The sequence below is a fragment of the Micromonospora nigra genome (assembly GCF_900091585.1).
GTDB classification, from domain to species: domain Bacteria; phylum Actinomycetota; class Actinomycetes; order Mycobacteriales; family Micromonosporaceae; genus Micromonospora; species Micromonospora nigra.
This window is the reverse complement of sequence record NZ_FMHT01000003.1, coordinates 3,859,457-3,877,087: the sequence shown is the minus strand read 5'-3', so window position 1 is coordinate 3,877,087 and position 17,631 is coordinate 3,859,457. Positions and strand designations below refer to the sequence as shown.

At 73.7% G+C, this 17,631-nt stretch carries 16 protein-coding genes, 1 tRNA gene and 1 pseudogene; 7 read left to right on the top strand and 11 right to left on the bottom strand.

What is annotated here, in order from left to right; translation table 11 throughout:
• Positions 1 to 60: 60 nt before the first annotated feature.
• Complete coding sequence (gene rsmI / locus GA0070616_RS16790) at positions 61 to 927, bottom strand: 16S rRNA (cytidine(1402)-2'-O)-methyltransferase (RefSeq protein WP_425412955.1); 867 nt, start codon at positions 925 to 927, stop codon at positions 61 to 63.
• Positions 928 to 1,095: 168 nt separating this feature from the next.
• On the opposite strand from rsmI, the gene GA0070616_RS16785 reads away from it, so the two are divergent.
• A complete protein-coding gene (locus GA0070616_RS16785; protein WP_245712987.1) occupies positions 1,096 to 2,730 on the top strand; it encodes a dolichyl-phosphate-mannose--protein mannosyltransferase in 1,635 nt (544 codons plus the stop codon).
• A gap of 469 nt (positions 2,731 to 3,199) precedes the next feature.
• Entirely contained in the window at positions 3,200 to 3,853 is a 654-nt protein-coding gene (locus tag GA0070616_RS16780) for an HNH endonuclease family protein (protein ID WP_091083159.1), read from the top strand.
• A gap of 48 nt (positions 3,854 to 3,901) precedes the next feature.
• Here the strand turns inward: GA0070616_RS16780 and GA0070616_RS16775 are convergent, their stop codons facing one another.
• Entirely contained in the window at positions 3,902 to 4,183 is a 282-nt protein-coding gene (locus GA0070616_RS16775; protein WP_091083155.1) for a hypothetical protein, read from the bottom strand.
• Positions 4,184 to 4,414: 231 nt separating this feature from the next.
• Here GA0070616_RS16775 and GA0070616_RS16770 point away from each other — a divergent pair, with 231 nt between their 5' ends.
• The 4 genes from GA0070616_RS16770 to GA0070616_RS16755 all read left to right on the top strand — a co-directional run bounded on the left by GA0070616_RS16770 (position 4,415) and on the right by GA0070616_RS16755 (position 8,685).
• Complete coding sequence (locus tag GA0070616_RS16770) at positions 4,415 to 5,071, top strand: 4'-phosphopantetheinyl transferase family protein (protein ID WP_091083152.1); 657 nt, start codon at positions 4,415 to 4,417, stop codon at positions 5,069 to 5,071.
• Between the two features lie 862 nt (positions 5,072 to 5,933).
• On the top strand, positions 5,934 to 6,509 hold the full coding sequence (locus GA0070616_RS28895; protein WP_245712809.1) for a DUF4352 domain-containing protein: 576 nt from the start codon (positions 5,934 to 5,936) through the stop codon (positions 6,507 to 6,509).
• A gap of 96 nt (positions 6,510 to 6,605) precedes the next feature.
• Positions 6,606 to 7,910, top strand: coding sequence for a VWA domain-containing protein (locus GA0070616_RS16760; RefSeq protein WP_091083144.1), 1,305 nt, complete (start codon positions 6,606 to 6,608; stop codon positions 7,908 to 7,910).
• Between the two features lies 1 nt (position 7,911).
• Entirely contained in the window at positions 7,912 to 8,685 is a 774-nt protein-coding gene (locus GA0070616_RS16755; RefSeq protein ID WP_091083140.1) for a peptidase, read from the top strand.
• Between the two features lie 123 nt (positions 8,686 to 8,808).
• Here GA0070616_RS16755 and GA0070616_RS16750 read toward each other — a convergent pair whose 3' ends face one another.
• The 4 genes and pseudogenes from GA0070616_RS16750 to GA0070616_RS29335 form a co-directional block, all read right to left on the bottom strand.
• The gene (locus GA0070616_RS16750) at positions 8,809 to 11,211 is read right to left on the bottom strand and encodes an ATP-binding cassette domain-containing protein (RefSeq protein WP_091090967.1); all 2,403 of its coding nucleotides are present in this window, start codon (positions 11,209 to 11,211) and stop codon (positions 8,809 to 8,811) included.
• A 47-nt stretch (positions 11,212 to 11,258) separates the two neighbouring features.
• Positions 11,259 to 11,669 (bottom strand): VOC family protein, encoded by a 411-nt coding sequence (locus GA0070616_RS16745; RefSeq protein ID WP_091083137.1) that lies wholly within the window; start codon positions 11,667 to 11,669, stop codon positions 11,259 to 11,261.
• Between the two features lie 14 nt (positions 11,670 to 11,683).
• The gene (locus GA0070616_RS28480) at positions 11,684 to 12,067 is read right to left on the bottom strand and encodes a helix-turn-helix transcriptional regulator (protein WP_245712986.1); all 384 of its coding nucleotides are present in this window, start codon (positions 12,065 to 12,067) and stop codon (positions 11,684 to 11,686) included.
• Between the two features lie 126 nt (positions 12,068 to 12,193).
• Positions 12,194 to 12,535 (bottom strand): annotated as a pseudogene (locus GA0070616_RS29335) (spore photoproduct lyase family protein); the annotation flags it as partial.
• Between the two features lie 80 nt (positions 12,536 to 12,615).
• Between GA0070616_RS29335 and GA0070616_RS16735 the strand changes: the two are divergent.
• Complete coding sequence (locus GA0070616_RS16735; RefSeq protein WP_091083134.1) at positions 12,616 to 13,365, top strand: DNA-formamidopyrimidine glycosylase family protein; 750 nt, start codon at positions 12,616 to 12,618, stop codon at positions 13,363 to 13,365.
• 94 nt (positions 13,366 to 13,459) lie between these two features.
• Here the strand turns inward: GA0070616_RS16735 and GA0070616_RS16730 are convergent.
• From GA0070616_RS16730 to GA0070616_RS16710, 5 genes are all read right to left on the bottom strand, one after another.
• Positions 13,460 to 13,533: transfer RNA gene (locus tag GA0070616_RS16730), tRNA-Ala, on the bottom strand.
• A 173-nt stretch (positions 13,534 to 13,706) separates the two neighbouring features.
• On the bottom strand, positions 13,707 to 14,504 hold the full coding sequence (sepX, locus tag GA0070616_RS16725; RefSeq protein WP_175440107.1) for a divisome protein SepX/GlpR: 798 nt from the start codon (positions 14,502 to 14,504) through the stop codon (positions 13,707 to 13,709).
• 179 nt (positions 14,505 to 14,683) lie between these two features.
• Entirely contained in the window at positions 14,684 to 15,334 is a 651-nt protein-coding gene (locus GA0070616_RS16720; protein WP_091083132.1) for a GNAT family N-acetyltransferase, read from the bottom strand.
• 33 nt (positions 15,335 to 15,367) lie between these two features.
• Positions 15,368 to 16,678, bottom strand: a complete 1,311-nt coding sequence (locus GA0070616_RS16715; protein ID WP_091083129.1) for a molybdopterin molybdotransferase MoeA — start codon at positions 16,676 to 16,678, stop codon at positions 15,368 to 15,370.
• The gene (locus GA0070616_RS16710) at positions 16,675 to 17,628 is read right to left on the bottom strand and encodes a UTP--glucose-1-phosphate uridylyltransferase (protein ID WP_091083125.1); all 954 of its coding nucleotides are present in this window, start codon (positions 17,626 to 17,628) and stop codon (positions 16,675 to 16,677) included. Before GA0070616_RS16710 ends, GA0070616_RS16715 begins: the two co-directional genes overlap by 4 nt.
• Between the last annotated feature and the right edge of the window lie 3 nt (positions 17,629 to 17,631).

The following is a 17,631-nucleotide window of genomic DNA, read 5'->3' as shown; positions in this document are numbered from 1 at the left end:
TGACCGCCGCCGGGGCTGCGCGCCCGATCCGGGCCGCCGCTCGTTCGGTGCGGGGGGCGCTCAGGCGTGGACGATCGTGTAGACGTCGCGGCGGCGCAGGTCGTACTCGGTGGCGACCTCGGTGATCGCGTCGCGGCGGGTCAGGCCGGCGGCCTCGCGGGCGGCGACCGCCGCGCGCAGCGTGTCGTCGTCGGGTCGCTCGGCGGCAGCCGCCGGGGCACCGGCCACCACGAGGGTGATCTCGCCGCGCGGCTGCCCCTCCGCGGCCCAGCGGGCCAGGTACCCGAGGGGGCGGCGGAGCACCTCCTCGTACGTCTTGGTCAGTTCGCGGCAGAGCGCGGCGGGCCGGTCGTCGCCGAACGCAGCGGCCAGGTCAGCCAGCGCCGCCGCCACCCGGTGCGGCGCCTCGAACAGCACGAGGGTGCGTTCCTCGGTGGCGAGGGCGCGCAGCCGGGCGCGGCGGGCACCCGGGGTGCGCGGCAGGAACCCCTCGAAGCAGAACCGGTCGCAGGGCAGCCCGGACAGCGCCAGGGCGGTGGTCACCGCGCTGGGGCCCGGGGCGGCGGTGACCGGCACGCCGGCGTCGAGTGCCGCCCGGACCAGCCGGTAGCCGGGGTCGGAGACGCTGGGCATGCCGCCGTCGGTGACCAGCGCGACCTGGTATCCGGCGGCGAGCACGTCGACCAGTTCGGGGGTACGTCGTTCCTCGTTGCCCTCGAAGTAGGAGACGATCCGGCCGGGGATCGTCACGTCGAGGTCCCGGGCGAGCCGGGTGAGCCGGCGGGTGTCCTCGGCGGCCACCACGTCGGCGACGGCGAGCACCTCCCGGAGGCGGGTCGAGGCGTCGGCGGGGTTGCCGAGCGGCGCACCCAGGAGAACCAATCCTCCGTTATCGGACATGTCACCCACGGATCGGCACTCCTTCATCGACGTTCGTACCGGTATCGGGGACGGTGGACGCCACCGGGCACCTTCTCAGCCTACGATCGCCGGGTGACGAGTGCGTCGACAGCACAGAGCGCGAGCGCGGGCGAGCCGGCGGCGCAGCAGCCGCCGGGCGACGGGCCCGGGGGTTCTCCCGGTGCCGGTGGCGGCGTGGCCGGGGGTTCTTCCGCCGGTGCCGGCCCGGCCGGAGGCGGGGTGGCCGGGGTGGTACGCCGCCGGCTGGCCACCGTCGACGCCCGCCTGGACGGCCGCTCCTGGCTGGCCACCGGCTTCGTGGTGGCCGTCGCGGCGATCCTGCGGTTCGTCGGGCTGAGCCACCCACCGGGCAAGATCTTCGACGAGGTCTACTACGCGCGGGACGCCTGGGGGCTGGTCGACAAGGGCGTCGAGTGGAACTACAAGGACGGCGGCCCGTCGTACGTCGTCCACCCGCCGCTGGGCAAGTGGCTCATCGGGCTCGGCGAGTGGGCCTTCGGCTACTCCGACGCCGAGCACGGCATCTCGGTGCCCGGCGCCCTGACGACCACCGCGCCGGAGTTCGGCTGGCGCTTCTCGGCGGCGCTGATCGGCACCCTGTCGGTGCTGCTGCTGGTGCGAATCGGACGCCGGCTGTTCCACTCGACGGTGCTGGGCTGCGCGGCGGGTCTGCTGCTCGCGCTGGACGGCTTCCACCTGGTGCTGTCGCGCACCGCACTGCTGGACATCTTCCTGCTCTTCTTCGTGCTGGCCGCGTTCGGTGCCCTCGTGCTCGACCGGGACGCCAGCCGACGGCGGTGGGCCCGGGCGCTCGACGCGGGCCTCGACCCCACGGCGCCGGGCCGGGCCGGGCGTCCGGCCGGCGGCTGGCGTACGTGGCCCTGGTGGCGGCTGGCGACGGGGGTACTGCTGGGCTGCGCCTTCGCGGTGAAGTGGAGCGCCCTGTACTTCGTGCCGGCGTTCGCCCTGCTGGCCGTGCTGTGGCAGGTCGGCGTCCGCCGCTCGGCCGGGGTACGCCGCCCGTGGCGGGACACCCTTCTCGACGAGGTGCCCTGGCTGGTGCTGGCCGGCGTGCTGATCGCGGTCACCTACGTGGCCACCTGGTCGGGCTGGCTGCTCGGCGACGACGGCTACTACCGGCTCGCCGAGCGCTATCCGAACTCCGGGCTGAGCGACACGCCGGTGATCGGCGCACTGGGCAACCTGTGGGAATACCACTCCGCCGCGCTGGGCTTCCACAACCAGCTCGACGACTCGCACAAGTACCAGTCCTGGCCGTGGCAGTGGTTGCTGCTGGGTCGGCCGGTGGCGTTCTACTGGTCGGGCGACGGGTCGTGCGGGGCGTCCAGCTGCGCGGCGGAGATCCTGCTGCTCGGCACCCCGCTGCTGTGGTGGTCGTTCCTGCCGGCGTTGGCGGCGGTGGCCTGGCTGGGCCTGGCCCGGCGGGACTGGCGCGCCGGGGCGATCCTGCTGCCGGTGGCCGCCGGCCTGCTGCCCTGGTTCTGGTTCGCCCTCCAGGGGCGCACGATGTTCTCCTTCTACGCCGCGCCCGCCCTGCCGTTCCTGGTGCTGGCCGTGGTCTACGTGCTCGGGGCGATCGTGTCGCCGGCGGGGCCGCCGGACGGCCCGGCCGCCGTCGTGGACGAACAGGCGACCCGGGACCGCCGGCTGGTCGGCGGGGTGATCGCCGGGGCGTACGTGTCGCTGGTGGCGCTCTGCTTCGCGTACTTCTATCCGGTCTTCGTCGGCACCCTGCTGCCGTACGCGGAGTGGTCGGCGCGGATGTGGCTCGACGGCCGCTGGATCTGACGCGACGGTCCCGGCGGGCCACCCGCCGGACCGCCGTCGCCACGTGGGTGACAGCACGAAGGGCCAGTACGCCGACCGGCGTGCGGGCCCTTCGCGAAAAGTAAGACGCGCCCCGATCGCCTGCCACGGGGGAAGCGGGCGATTGGGGCGCGCACCTGAAGCTTAGCCAGCCTCGACCAGAGGCACAACGGGGCGGCGCGGGTCAGATTTCCGACGATCCGCGCCCGGTCGGACGGTGCCCGTCCGACGGTCACCGCTCGGTGCCCTTTCGCGCACTTTGCGCCGCGAGGCGATCGCGAGGGGCCCGGACGGACAGCGCACCACACCCGCCACGGAGCCTCTTGCCACCGGGCCACCAGTTCCCCCATCGTATCGATTGATTTCGCTTTCCGGTCACCCGGAGGCGAATCCGCCAACACCCGGCGCCACTGCACTGTCGTCACACCCACCCGACAGATGGAGTCCCGCGATGACCCGCCCCCTCCGCTGGATCGGTGGCCTGCTGGCCGCCGTGACCGCCGCCGCACTCGGCGGCGCCGCCCCCGCCCACGCCGCCACCATCTCGGTGCCGCTGCGCACCCTCGTCGCCAACCTGCCGGTGTCCACCGAGGTCCGCACCGGCTACAGCCGGGACCTCTTCCCCCACTGGATCGACGCCGACCGAGACGGCTGCAACACGCGGTACGAGGTGCTCATCGCCGAGGCCACCACCCGCCCGAGTGTCGGCTCCGGCTGCTACCTCACCGGCGGGCGCTGGTACTCGTACTACGACAACGTCTACTGGACCCAGCCGTCCGACCTGGACATCGACCACCTGGTGCCGCTGGCCGAGGCATGGGACTCGGGGGCGCGGAACTGGACCACCTCACGCCGCCAGGCGTTCGCCAACGACCTGGGCGACGTCCGTTCCCTGGTCGCCGTCACCGACAACGTCAACCAGGCCAAGGGGGACCAGGACCCGGCGGAGTGGCTGCCGACGAACCAGCGGTGCCGCTACGTGGGCGAGTGGGCGGCGGTGAAGACCCGGTGGCGGCTCAGCGTCAACAGCGCCGAGAAGAACACCCTGACGAGCCTCGCCAACTCCTGCTCCAACGTCACGATCACGGTCACCCACGCGTACTGACGATGCGGGGCGGACGGCAGGCGGCCGTCCGCCCACCCGCGTACCGACTCAGAAGCCCTTCGCCCGCCGGGGTAGCCAGCCGATGAACCGCTGCTGGAGACAGGTGACCGTGGCCGGACCCCCGACGTGCAGGTCCTGGGTCGCGGCGGCCAGGCACGCGCCCAGGTAGACGCTGAGCATCGCCCGGTCCCGCCGGTACTCCGCCAGCAACAGGTCACGCTTCGGGGCGCAGGGCCACTCCTCGCCGCAGGTGTCGCACGCCCAGCCGGGGGTCAGCGGGGCGTGGTCACCGGGCCGAGCCGCGCCGCCCTCCGAACGATCCGCCGCCATCGCTCTTCCCTCCCGGCCCGCCCGGTCCCGGGTGGACACCGTCCGTCGACAGCGACCGATCGCCGCACTGCTGGTAACGACGCCTACAGCGTCCACGGACCCTCCGATGTCACATCGTTGCGGTACGTTGACCAACCATGGCCGCCCCGACGCCGTCGCCCCACCCCACCCACCCGCACGCGTCACGCCCGACCGCCGACGCCCGTTTGGCGTACCTCCGGGGAGGCCACGGTGCATGACCTGCTGCCCCCGGCGGTGGCCGTGGCGGTGGCCGGCCCGGCCGACTGGACGGGTGACCTGCTTCCCGCCGAACGGGACTGCCTCAGCCCCCGCGCGGTGGAGAGCCGGCGGCGCGACTTCACCGCCGGTCGGGTCTGCGCCCGCCGGGCGATGGGCGCCCTCGGCCTCCCCCCGGTGGCCGTGCCCTCCGCCGAGGACCGCTCGCCGGTGTGGCCGGCGGGCGTGGTCGGGGCCATCACCCACACCCGTGGCTACTGTGCGGCGGCGGCGGCCCGGGCCGCACAGGTCCGGGCGGTCGGCCTGGACGCCGAACGACATCGTGACCTCACGCCGGACGTCCGCCGGCTGATCTGCCTGCCGGAGGAGGACGACCGGTGCGCCCGGCTGCCGGCGGGCACCTCGTGGCCGACGGTGCTGTTCAGCGCCAAGGAGACCGTCTACAAGGTCTGGCACCCGCTGGTGGGCACCTGGCTGGACTTCCACGACGCTCTGGTGGAGATCGACCCCGACGCCGGGACGTTCCTGGCCCGGATCGCCCCCGCCCGTCTCGCCGAGTCGCCCGTGGTCGACCCGCCGCCGGTGGTGGCCGGACGGTTCGCGGTCGATGCCACCCTTGTCCGTACGGCCGCTGCGCTGCTGCTCGGCTGACCCGCGCCTCCCCCCGACGGCGGGCGCCAGGCGGCGGGGGCGCACGGTAGCGTCAGGCGGTTCGCGCTGTCGCCACACGTCGAGGAGCACGGTGAGCCACCCGCAGGACCCCCACCAGCCCCACCCGGGGCAGCAGCCGCACCCCCCGACGCCGCCGCAGCCGGCCGCTCCCACCTCGGGTGCCCCGACGTCAGGTGCACCACGGCCGCCCGTGTCCGGCGCACCGCAGCCGCCGGCAGCCCAGCCGCCCGCACCGACGGCGGGGATGCCCGGGGATCCGTGGACGCCGCTGCCGCCGGTCGGGCAGCCCGCCCCCGGCAGGGCCCAGGCCAACCCGTGGGCCACCGATGCCCCGAGCGACCCCTGGGCGGCCGCCCAGTCGCCGGCCGAGGGCGACGACCCGTGGGCCGCGCCGTCGCCGGACGATCGCTGGGCCCCTCCCCCGCCGCCCGTGTCCGGCGCACCGCAACCCCCCGTGTCCGGGCAACCGTGGGGACCGGTGTCCGGCGCACCGCAACCCCCGGTGTCCGGGCAACCGTGGGGACCGGTGTCGGGCGCACCGCAACCCCCGGTGTCCGGGCAACCGTGGGGACCGGTGTCGGGCGCACCGCAACCCCCGACCTCGGGCGCCCCGCATCACCCACCTACCTCGGGTGCGCCGTACCCGCCCACCTCGGGTGCCCCGCACTACCCGCCGACCTCCGGCGGCCCCCACTACCCGCCCACCTCGGGTGCCCCGTACCCGCCCGGTCCTCCCCAGGCCGGTCACCCCGGCCCTGGCTACCCGCCTGCGGGTGCACCGGGCTATCCGCCGGTCGCGAAGAGCGGGGGCGGGAAGAAGACCGGCCTGATCATCGCGATCGTGGCGGTCGTGGTCGCGCTGCTCTGCTGCGCCGGCGGCGTGGCCGCCCTCCTCGTCGCCGGCCGGGCTGCCAACGAGGCCGCCGAGGCGCTTCCCACCCCGGGCCCTGCCCGTGACGCGCCCGGCGACGCCCCGACCCCGCGCGGCGGTGAGCCCTCCCGCCCGGCCACGCAGGGCGAGACCTTCGGCATGAAGCCCGGCGACACCCTGATCATCGAGGACGACAAGGGCACGATCGAGATCACGGTGACGAGCTTCCGTACCGTCAAGGAGGGCTGCCTGTCCTTCTCCCCGAAGCCGAAGAAGGGGCTCTACCTGATCGCCGAGGTGACCGCCACGATCACCACGGGCACCAGTTCGATCAATCCGTTCTTCTTCGAGTGGGTGGCCGACGACGGCACCACGACCAACGGGCTGGCTGGCATCTTCGCCGGCTGCGGCGATCCGCTCAGCTCCGGCACCAACCTGCGCGCCGGCAGCAAGCGGGCGGGCACGCTGGCCTTCGACGTTACCGACGACAAGGGCACGCTGGAGTACCGGCACAACTTCAAGACCGAGGGTTCCTGGCAGCCCTGACCGGGCCAGGGGTGGGCACGGTCACGTCGGCGCGGGTCCGGCGTCGGTGGCGCACCCCGATGATCGTCCAGAGTGGACGTCACTACACTGCCCCCGGTGATCAACAAGAGACGATCGGCAGCCGTCGTCCTCGGACTCCTGGCTGCCGCCGCACTGACCGGTCCGGCGCCCGCCGCGGCCCGCGACGAGCCGGACGAGACCCCCGCCGAGCCGCCGAAGGTCGAGCTGGTGCTCGACGTCAGCGGCTCGATGCGGGCCCGCGACATCGACGGGCGCAGCCGCATCGACGTGGCGCAGCAGGCGTTCGGCGAGGTGGTCGACGCGTTGCCCGACGGCACCCAGCTCGGCATCCGGGTGCTCGGCGCGACCTACCCGGGCAAGGACAAGGCCCAGGGCTGCCGGGACACCCAGCAGATCGTGCCGGTCGGCCCGGTGGACCGGGTGCGGGCAAAGGCAGCGGTGGCCACCCTGCGCCCGACCGGGTTCACGCCCGTCGGGCTGGCGTTGCGGGAGGCCGCGAAGGATCTCGGCACCGGCAGCACCGCCCGGCGGATCGTGCTGATCACCGACGGGGAGGACACCTGCGCCCCGCCGGACCCGTGCGAGGTCGCCCGGGAACTGGCCGCGCAGGGGACCCGGCTGGTGGTCGACACCCTCGGCCTGGCCCCTGACGAGAAGGTACGCCGGCAGCTGCTGTGCATCGCCGCCGCCACCGGCGGGACGTACACGGCGGCGCAGAGCGCCGACGAGCTGACCGGGCGGATCAAGCAGCTCGTCGACCGGGCCCGTGACACGTACACGGCGACCCCCGCCCAGGTCGACGGCTCGGCGGCATGCGCGGGTGCGCCCCTGCTCGCCCCCGGTGTCTACACGGACCGGGAGAAGTTCTCGGAGCACCGCTGGTACCGGGTGCCGGTGCGGGCCGGGCAGGAGCTGCGCGCCTCGGTCAGCCTGGCCGTCGACCGGCCGGTGAACCCCGACCACGGGGTGCTGCTGCGAGCCACCGCTCCCGACGGGCGGGAACTGGTACGGGGCGTGGACGCGGGCAGCGGGCGTACCGACGTCGTCTCGGCGGGTCTGCGCTGGTCGGGTGCCGAGGCCGAACCCGACGGGGCCGAACCCGACGAGGCGGGGCCGACACCGGGCGCCAGCGCCGCCGCGCCGGCCGTCGTCTGCCTGGTGGTCAGCAACTCGCTCGCTCCCCGGCCGGGCACCGAGACCAGCCCCGGCATGCCGATCGAATTGACCGTCGACGTGGTCGCCGCGTCCCCCGCCCCGGACGGGCCGGATCTCGGCCGGGGCTGGACGCTGCTGCTCCTGCTGACCCTGGCGGGTCTGCTCACCGGCCTGCTCGCCGGGCTGCTCACCCGCTGGTGGGTCGCCACGTGGAGGGAGAACTGAGATGCGTACCCCCGTCTGGGTCGCCACGCTGCTCGCCGCCGGCCTGCCGCTGACGCCGGGCACGGCTCTGGCCGCGCCCACCCCCTCGCCCGGTGCGACCACCGTCACCAAGGCCGGCACGTCGTTCCTCACCGCCACCACCGTCGCCGCCGGCCAGCCCGTGCGGGTCGGCGCGTCGACGGGCGAGCACCTGTACTGGTCGTTCCCGGCGGCGGCCGGACAGACCCACGAGATCACCGCGACCGTCACCTTCGGCAAGGGCCGCAGCGGCGCGTCCACCTGGACCGTCGACGTCTTCGACGGGCTGCGCCGCCGGCAGGCGTGCACCGCCGGGGCACAGACCCCGACCGCCACGGCCGCCGCGACCAGCGTGGCCCTGGGCTGCACGCTCCGCCAGGTTCGCCCCTGGGCCGAGCCGTGGTCCGCCGACCCGCTGCCCGGCACCTACTACGTCAGGCTGGCCGTCACCGACCTGCCCGAGGCCGACCTGGGCCAGCCGGTCGACGTGGAGCTGCTGGTCTCCGCCGACGGCGAGGGCGGCGCGTCCCGCGAGGACGGGGAACTCGCCGCACCGCTGGTGCCGAACACCAGGGCGGGGCAGGTGCTGGCCGGCGAACCGACCGCCGCCGCGGAGGCCGACGACGAGGAGTTCAGCTTCACGGCCTGGCTGCCCGACGCCGGCTCACGGTGGATCTGGACCACCGCGGGCGGGGTGCTCGCGGCGGTCGCGGGTGTCGTCGGGTTCGCGCTGACCAGAAGGCCCGCGCGCCGCTGACGCAGGCCCGGTGGCCGCGCACCCGCAGGGGTACGCGGCCACCGGCCCGGCCCGTGGGTGGTCACCGCCGTCGCGGCGTGCCGCCAGATCCGGACCGGCTGGGCCACGGCACCTCCGGCGGTCTCAACCGCTGGTGCCGACGTAGGCAGCGAGGTGCTCGCCGGTGCGGGTGGAGCGGGCGGCGACGAGGTCGGCGGGGGTGCCCTCGAAGACGATCCGGCCGCCGTCGTGGCCGGCGCCGGGACCGAGGTCGATGATCCAGTCGGCGTGCGCCACGACCGCCAGGTGGTGCTCGACCACGATGACCGACTTGCCGGCGTCGACCAGCCGGTCGAGCAGGCCGAGCAGTTGCTCGACGTCGGCGAGGTGCAGGCCGGCCGTCGGTTCGTCGAGGACGTAGACGCCGCCCTTGTCGGCCAGGTGGGTGGCCAGCTTGAGCCGCTGCCGCTCGCCACCCGACAACGTGGTGAGCGGCTGGCCGAGGGTGAGGTAGCCGAGCCCGACGTCGGCGAGCCGGTCGAGGATGGCGTGGGCGGCCGGCGTACGCGCCTCACCGGAGCCGAAGAACTCCCCGGCCTCGGTCACCGGCATCGCGAGCACCTCGCTGATGTCGCGGCCGCCGAGGCGGTATTCCAGCACCGCCGGCTGGAACCGCCGGCCCGCACAGTCCTCGCAGGTGGTGGCGACACCGGCCATCATCGCCAGGTCGGTGTAGATGACACCGGCACCGTTGCAGGTGGGGCAGGCACCCTCGGAGTTGGCGCTGAACAGGGCCGGCTTGACGCCGTTGGCCTTGGCGAACGCCTTGCGGACCGGATCGAGCAGACCGGTGTACGTCGCCGGGTTGCTGCGGCGCGAGCCACGGATCGCACCCTGGTCGACCGACACCACCCCCGCCCCGCCGGGGATCGACCCGTGCACGAGCGAACTCTTGCCGGATCCCGCCACGCCGGTGACCACGCAGAGCACCCCGAGCGGGATGTCGACGTCGACGTCGCGCAGGTTGTGGGCCGTCGCGCCCCGGATCTCCAGCGTGCCGGTGGGCGTACGCACCTTCTCCTTGAGGGTGGCCCGGTCGTCGAGATGCCGGCCGGTGACGGTGCCGCTGGTCCGCAACCCCTCGACGGTGCCCTCGAAGCAGACGGTGCCGCCCGCCGTGCCGGCCCCGGGGCCGAGGTCGACGACGTGGTCGGCGATCGCGACCACCTCCGGCTTGTGCTCCACCACGAGCACCGTGTTGCCCTTGTCCCGCAGCCGCAGCAGCAGGTCGTTCATCCGCTGGATGTCGTGCGGGTGCAGCCCGACGGTGGGCTCGTCGAAGACGTAGGTGACGTCGGTCAGCGCCGACCCGAGGTGGCGGATCATCTTGGTGCGCTGCGCCTCACCGCCCGACAAGGTGCCCGACGGCCGGTCGAGCGAGAGGTATCCCAGCCCGATCTCCACGAACGAGTCGAGGGTGTGCAGCAGCGCAGCGAGCAACGGGGCGACCGTCGGCTCGTCGAGGCCCCGCACCCAGGCGGCGAGGTCGCTGATCTGCATCGCGCAGGCGTCCGCGATGTTGATCCCGCTGATCCGTGAGGAGCGGGCCGCCTCGCTGAGCCGGGTGCCGTCGCAGTCGGGGCAGGTGGTGAAGGTGACCGCCCGTTCGACGAACGCCCGGATGTGCGGCTGCATCGCCTCCTTGTCCTTGGCCAGGAAGGACTTCTTGATCTTCGGGATCAGCCCCTCGTAGGTGAGGTTGACACCGTCGACCTTCACCTTGACCGGTTCCTTGTAGAGGAAGTCGTGCAGTTCCTTCTTCGTGTACGCGCGGATCGGCTTGTCGGGGTCGACGAAGCCCGACTCGGCGTAGACCCGCACCGTCCAGAAGTTGTCCGACTTCCAGCCGGGAATGGTGAACGCGCCCTCGGCGAGCGACTTGGAGTCGTCGTAGAGCTGACTGAGGTCGATGTCGGAAACCGTCCCCCGACCCTCGCAGCGCGGGCACATGCCGCCGGTGCGGCTGAAGGTCTGCTTCACGGCTCTGGTCCTGCCGGCACCACGCTCGACCGTGATCGCCCCGCTCGCCTGGACCGAGGCGACGTTGAAGGCGTACGCGCCGGGCGGGCCGATGTGCGGTTGCCCGAGGCGGCTGAACAGGATGCGCAGCATCGCGTTGGCGTCCGTGACGGTGCCGACCGTGGAGCGGGGATCGGCACCCAGCCGCTGCTGATCCACGATGATCGCGGTCGTCAGCCCTTCCAGGACGTCGACCTCGGGGCGTGCCAGCGTCGGCATGAAGCCGTGGACGAAGGCGCTGTAGGTCTCGTTGATCATCCGCTGGGACTCGGCGGCGATCGTGCTGAACACCAGCGAACTCTTGCCGGAGCCGGAAACACCGGTGAACACCGTCAGCCGACGCTTCGGGATCTCGACGCTGACGTCCCGGAGGTTGTTCACCCGCGCCCCGTGCACGCGGATCAGATCATGGTCGTCGGCGGGATGCGGCGCAGCCGACCGCCGCGCCGCCCTCGTGGCCGTACTCATCATGTCTCCATCTGTCGGACGGGCCCGCCGTCGGGTCGCCGGGCCGCTCAGCGCAGCTCCTGGATGCGGACCATGTTGCCGGCGGGATCGCGGAAGGCGCAGTCACGCACTCCGTACGGCTGCTCGGTCGGCTCCTGGACGACCTCGGCGTCGCCGGCCTGCAAGCGGGTGAAGACGCCGTCGAGATCCCTGGTGGCCAGGATGATGCTGGCGTAGCTGCCCTTGGCCATCAGCTCGGCGATGGTGCTGCGCTCGGCGTCGGTGATGCCGGGGTCGGCGGCCGGCGGGTGCAGGACGATCGACGTGCCCGGCTGGCCGGCGGGGCCGACCGTGATCCAGCGCATCCCGCTGTAACCGACGTCGTTGCGGACCTCGAAGCCGAGAGTGTCGCGGTAGAAGGCCAGCGACGCGTCGGCGTCGGTGTGCGGCAGGAAGGTCGAGTGAATGGTGATGTCCATGTCAGCCAGGCTAGTTACGGCTCCGTGACCAGCGCTTCTCGATTCCTGACCGGTCTGGTCACCTGCTTCGACAAGCACGGCGGAATCCCCTCGGTCGTGTGCGTGTGCGCCTGCGCCGCCTGGCGCCGGTAGACGCTGGGCGGCACGCCGACCAGTTCGGTGAAGCGGCTGCTGAAGGTGCCCAGTGAGGCGCAGCCGACCGCGAAGCAGACCTCGGTGACGCTGAGGTCGCCGCGCCGCAGCAGCGCCATCGCGCGCTCGATGCGCCGGGTCATCAGATAGGCGTACGGAGACTCGCCGTACGCCTGCCGGAACTGGCGGCTGAGGTGCCCGGCCGACATGCTCACGCCACGGGCGAGCGCCTCGACGTCCAGCGGTTGCGCGTACTCCCGATCCATCCGGTCCCGGACGCGACGCAGCCGCGCGAGGTCGCGCAGGCGCTGTTCCGAAGCGGAGCTGCCGGTCACCTTCGTGATCGTGCCACGTCGCGCACCCGGCCGGCCGCGACGAGGCACGTAGCAGTAGGCGCACGCCATGGCGCAGCCGTTCGCGGTCGACGGGGCGATGAAGTCGCTGGATCGGCCGTTGGGCCGGGCGGTGAGCGACTTCTTCACTCCGAGCACGAGGGTCTCGGTCTTGATCCGCACCCAGCGGGCCACGTTCGTCTCGTCGCCGTACAGCTCGGCGATGCGGGTGTGGCTGTCGATCTCGACGATCTCGGCGTCGGGGAACCGGGCCAGCACCTGCCGGCCACGCGGGAGCGCGGCCGCCTCCGGCTCCGCGAAGATCCGCCGGATGTCGAGCAGCCGCGAGGGAGGGACGGCGTGGGTCACGAACAGGTACAAATACGGGCCTACCGCCCTCATTCCACCGATGACCGGAGTTTTCGGCCACTCCCGCCGGGTAGCCACCGCCGTGCCCGCCACCCGCCGCCCAGGCCGCTGACGTGCCCGAGGGGCACCTGATCCACCGGTACGCCCGCGAGCAGCACGCCGCGCTCGCCGGGCAGGTGCTGGCCGTCTCCAGCCCGCAGGGCCGCTTCGACCCCGGCCCGTACGACAGACGGCGGCTGCGCGCGGTGGAGGCGTACGGCAAGCATCTGCTCTACCACCTGGACGACAGCCCGACCCTGCACGTGCACCTCGGCATGCGCGGGATGTTCCTGCGGTACGACGACCCCGCCGCCGCCCCGCGCTCCGGGGTGCGGCTCCGGCTGGCCGGGGCGGCCGTCGCGTACGACCTGATCGCCCCGATCCGGTGCGAGCCGCTGCCGCCCGACGGCGAGCGGGCGCTGCGCGAATCGCTCGGGCCGGACCCGCTGCGCGCCGACGCCGACCCGGCGGAGGCGGTACGCCGGCTCGTCGCCGTGCGGGGCGCGGTCGGTGCCGCCGTGCTCGACCAGGCGATCTGGGCCGGCATCGGCAACGCCTGGCGGGCCGAGTTGCTCTTCCTCGCCGGCCTCGACCCGGACACCAGGGGTGTGGGGCCGGCCACGGCGCGGCGACTGTGGGACCTCGCAGTGCGCCACCTGGCCCTCGGCCGGGACGTCGGGCAGGTGGTCAGCGACCCGCTGGTGCCGGGCGAGCGGTGGGTGTACAAGCGGCAGACGTGCCGGCGTTGCGCCGCGCCCGTGCGGGTGTGGAAGCTGGGTGGCCGTTCGGCGTACGCCTGCCCGGTCGACCAACCACACACGTGAACCCGCTCGCCGTGGCCGCCCCCCGCTACCGCCCGTGGGAGAGTCACACGATCAAAAGGCCGTCCCCATCATGGGGAACGGCCTTTGAACTGGGTGGAGCTGAGGGGATTTGAACCCCTGACCCCCTCGATGCGAACGAGGTGCGCTACCGGTCTGCGCCACAGCCCCTCCGCTGGCGTACCAGCATCGGTCCCACCCGGCTTGCACCGGGCGGGCCGGCGCTAAGGCTAACAGGTCGACAGCTCCCGCCGCGAATCACCCCGGCCCGACACCGCCCTGCCCGACACCACCCCCGCCCGGCCCCGTCCCGCCCCCGCCCGTCGGGCACAGTGCGGGCCCGGTCAGGCCGGGTGGGAGGTACGGCCCGACTGGTAAGGGCGGCCCCGCAGCCCGCCGCTGCGCCGGTACGACACCGAGCCTCCACTGGCTGCGGCCGGCAGATCGGAGGGCCGGTCGAGACCCATGGCGGCACGACGTACCGCCTCGCGCTGGGCCGCCAGGCGGCGCTGCGCCTCCCGACGGGCCGCCGCCCGGCGGGCCTGCTCGCGGCGCACCTCGGCCTGGCGGGCGGCCAGCCAGGCGGCCTCGCGGGCGCGGGCCCGGCGACGACGACGATCGGCCAGGGCGTGCGCACGCAGGCGGGCCACATAGATCACCAGGAGGGCGACCGTGACCGAGAAGCTGATCCAGAAGCCGGGACCGACGACCGCCACGCCGACCAGCTCGACCGCGTTGAGCAGGAGGAGAGCGGCCAGTACCCGGCGGCGGCGGTAGATCGCCGGGGTGTGGCGGCCGGCGGGTGGGCGGCGGCGGGAGCGGCCGGCCGGCGGCACCGACCGTAACCGGCGCGACCGGCGGCCGGTCGAGGCGCCGGGCACGGGTGGGCCGGAGACCGGGGCAGCCAGGGTGCCGCCGGCGTTCTCGGCGAGGGTGACCCGCAGGGTGCGGGACGGGTTGACGGGCCGCCGGCCGGGTACGGTGCGCCGCCGCCGACGGCGCGGCAGCACCCGCGCGGTCGACTGCGCCCGCTCCGCCACCAACCGCTCGGTGGCGTCGTACCGGCGGACCAGCGCCGGGGCGAGGGCGAGCAGGCCGGCGGCGGCGAGGACGGCGAGGAGCACCGACGTCGGCACCCTCACCCCTCCCGTCACCTGGTTCGGGGCAACCACCCCCCGGTCGAAGGATCTTCTCCCGAGCGGGGCCGAGTGCGAGGATCCTACGGACGGGCGGCGCTTGCCGCAGCTTGCAGTTACCTGAGGTTACGGGGACGGGCGGCCGACAAAGGACACGCCGCGCCGAGTCACGCGCGTGGGACGACTCACGCGGCGTGCGCGCGCCGCCGGTGCCACCGGGCCAGCAGGCCGCCTTCTGCGGAGATCTCCTCGCAGGTCATCGCATATCCGATGTGGTCGCGCCAGGCGCCGTCGATGTGCATGTAGCGCGCGTGGTACGCCTCCTCGCGGAAGCCGAGCTTCTCCACCACCCGGCGGGACGGCCGGTTCTCGGGTCGGATGTTCACCTCGATCCGGTGCAGGCCACCGGGGCCGAACGCGTGGTCCACGGCGAGCGCCAGTGCGGTGGGGATGACCCCGCGACCGGCCACCCGGGAATCGACCCAGTATCCGACGTAGCCGGAGCAGAATGCCCGCCGCACGATGTTGCCCACGTTGAGGTGGCCCACCAGCCGCTCGACACCCTCGGAGTACAGGCAGACCGCGAAGGGCATCCCCTCGCCGACGCGCGCCGATCGGCGCTGGTCACGATGGACGTAGCGGAACGACGTCGGCGAGTTCAGCTCGTCCCAGCTGCCCGGCAGGGACGACTCCCAGGGAGCCAGCCACGCCCGGTTGGCGCGTCGGATCTCCGACCAGGCCGCCGCGTCGGAACGTCGGTACGGCCGCAGCAGCACCGGACCGTCCACCAGGACGGCCGGCCAGCCCGGTGTTCGCCGGCTCCGGAACAGACTCACCTGGCCCCATCCTCCATCAGCCGTCGGTGGCGCTCACCGGCGACGGTCCAGCAGCAGGACGTCCACGGTGGACCCGGCGGCGGCGGTGGTCACCCGCTCGCCGAGCACCAGCAGGCCGTTCGCCTCCGCCAGGCCGGACAGGGTGAACGGCCCGCCGCTGAGCGGCTGCACAGTGTAACCTCCACCGCGTCGTTCTGCGACGTGTGCCGGGCGGAACTCGCGCAGCCCGCCGGGCGAGGAGACCGTCTCCAGCAGGTGGGCCCGGACGCTGGGCCGGAACACCGGCTCCGACCCGGCCAGCAGGTTGATGGCGGGGCGGGCCAACACCTCGAAGCCGATCAGCGCGGCCCCCGGGTCACCGGGCAGGCACACCACCGGCACCTCCTCCGCGCCGACCGTGCCGAAACCCAGGGCGGTGCCGGGATAGAGGGCCACCTCGGTGAACACGACCGGCCCGGCCCGGCCGCCGTCCCGCCGGGACAGGATCCGGCGCACCATGTCCCCCGGTCCGGTCCCGGTGCCGCCGGTCGTGATGATCAGGTCGGCGCGGAGCGTCTGGTCCTCCAGCAGGCCGCGCAGCCCCTCCGGGTCGTCGTCGCAGATGCCCACCCGGTACGCCAGCGCGCCCGCCTCCGCCGCCGCCGCGGTCAGGGCGTGGGAGTTGGCGTCCACCACCTGGCCGGGCTGGCTGCCCCGGCCCACGTCGACCAGTTCGTCGCCGGTGGCCACGATGACCACCCGAGGGCTGGGCCGCACCACCACGTGCCCGATGCCGGTGGCGGCGAGCACCGCCACCAGCGCCGGGGAGACGTACGTGCCGGCCCGGGCGAGCAGGCTGCCGGCCGGCAGTTCCTCACCGACCTTGCGGACCCCGTACCCCCGTTTGGGGACGCGGAAGATCTCCACCGCCGCCATGCCCTGGTCGGTCCACTCCACGGGGACCACCACGTCGGCGGTGATCGGCAGCGGCGCACCGGCGGCCACCGAGAAGCAGGAGCCGGGAGTCAGCCGCACCGGCCGCCAGCTCGCCGCGCCGAGGTCACCGACCACGTTGAGCCGTACGCTGCGGGCCGGCCGACCGGCCTGGGCCGGGACGTATCCGACGCCCCGGCCCCCGCCGGCGATGTCCTCCCAGCGGGCGGCGTACCCGTCGACCGCCGCCTGGTCGAACGCCGGGAAGGAGTGCGGCGCCACGACGTCCTCGGCGAGGACGTTGCCGTGGGCCTGGGTGAGGTCGAGGTCGAGCGGAGGCAGCGCGCGCAACCTGCGCAGCACACTGCCCAGGTAGTCGGCGAGCGGCGTCAACTCGTTCGCGGCCGCCTCGGCGTCGGCCGTCGCGGTCATCTACTCGGACCGCCCGACGCGTCGGTGTTGACGAACTCGGCCAACCACTTGCGGAACTCGGGGCCGAGGTCGTCGCGTTCGGCGGCGATCTGGACGACGGTCTGGAGGTAGCCCAGCGGCATGCCGGTGTCGTAGCGGGTTCCCCGGTAGACGATGGCGTGCACCGGGACGCCTTCGCTGCGCAGCAACTCCATCGCGTCGGTCAGCTGGATCTCGCCGCCGCTGCCGGGCCCCGTGCGCCGGATCGCGTCGAAGATCCGCCCCGGGAGCACGTACCGGCCGAGCACGGCGAGGTTGCTGGGGGCGTCCTCCGGCTTCGGCTTCTCCACCATGCCGGTGACCCGGACGACCTCGCCGACGTCGGTCAGCTCCGCCTCGGCCGGCTCCACCGAGGCGATGCCGTAGCGCGTGGTCTCGGCCGGGTCGACCTCGAAGAAGGCCAGCACGACGCCGCCGGTGCGGGCCTGCAACTCCAGCATCGCCGGCAGCAGCGGTTCGGACGGCTTGACGAACTCGTCGCCCAGCAGCACCGCGAACGGCTGGTCGCCCACGTGCGACTCGGCGTACCCGACGGCGTTGCCCAGGCCGAGCTGCTCGGGCTGCCGGCAGGTGTAGATGGCGGCCAGTTCCTCCGTCCGCTTGACGGCGGCGAGCAGCTCGGGCTTCTTCGCCAGCCGTTCCTCCAGGTCGGGTCGGCGGTCGAAGTGGTCCACCATCGACGTCTTGCCACGGCCGGTGATCAGCAGGACGTCGCCGATCCCGGCCTGGGTCGCCTCCTCGACGATGTACTGCAACACGGGCCGGTCGACCACCGGTAGCAGTTCCTTGGGCACCGCCTTGGTGGCCGGCAGGAACCGGGTGGCCAGGCCGGCGGCCGGAATGACGGCCTTGACCGCGCGGGGGCGGCCGGTCGCGGCGGCCGCTGAGGGGTTCGCTGAGTGCTCCGACATGTC

Coding starts and splice junctions, on each gene's coding strand:
- GA0070616_RS16715 (WP_091083129.1), bottom strand. CDS start 16,678: ATGACCGCGACGGCCGACGCCGAGGCGGCCGCGAACGAGTTGACGCCG.
- GA0070616_RS16775 (WP_091083155.1), bottom strand. CDS start 4,183: ATGGCGGCGGATCGTTCGGAGGGCGGCGCGGCTCGGCCCGGTGACCAC.
- GA0070616_RS16745 (WP_091083137.1), bottom strand. CDS start 11,669: ATGGACATCACCATTCACTCGACCTTCCTGCCGCACACCGACGCCGAC.
- GA0070616_RS16750 (WP_091090967.1), bottom strand. CDS start 11,211: ATGAGTACGGCCACGAGGGCGGCGCGGCGGTCGGCTGCGCCGCATCCC.
- GA0070616_RS16755 (WP_091083140.1), top strand. CDS start 7,912: ATGCGTACCCCCGTCTGGGTCGCCACGCTGCTCGCCGCCGGCCTGCCG.
- GA0070616_RS28480 (WP_245712986.1), bottom strand. CDS start 12,067: ATGGATCGGGAGTACGCGCAACCGCTGGACGTCGAGGCGCTCGCCCGT.
- rsmI (WP_425412955.1), bottom strand. CDS start 927: ATGAAGGAGTGCCGATCCGTGGGTGACATGTCCGATAACGGAGGATTG.
- GA0070616_RS16710 (WP_091083125.1), bottom strand. CDS start 17,628: ATGTCGGAGCACTCAGCGAACCCCTCAGCGGCCGCCGCGACCGGCCGC.
- GA0070616_RS16780 (WP_091083159.1), top strand. CDS start 3,200: ATGACCCGCCCCCTCCGCTGGATCGGTGGCCTGCTGGCCGCCGTGACC.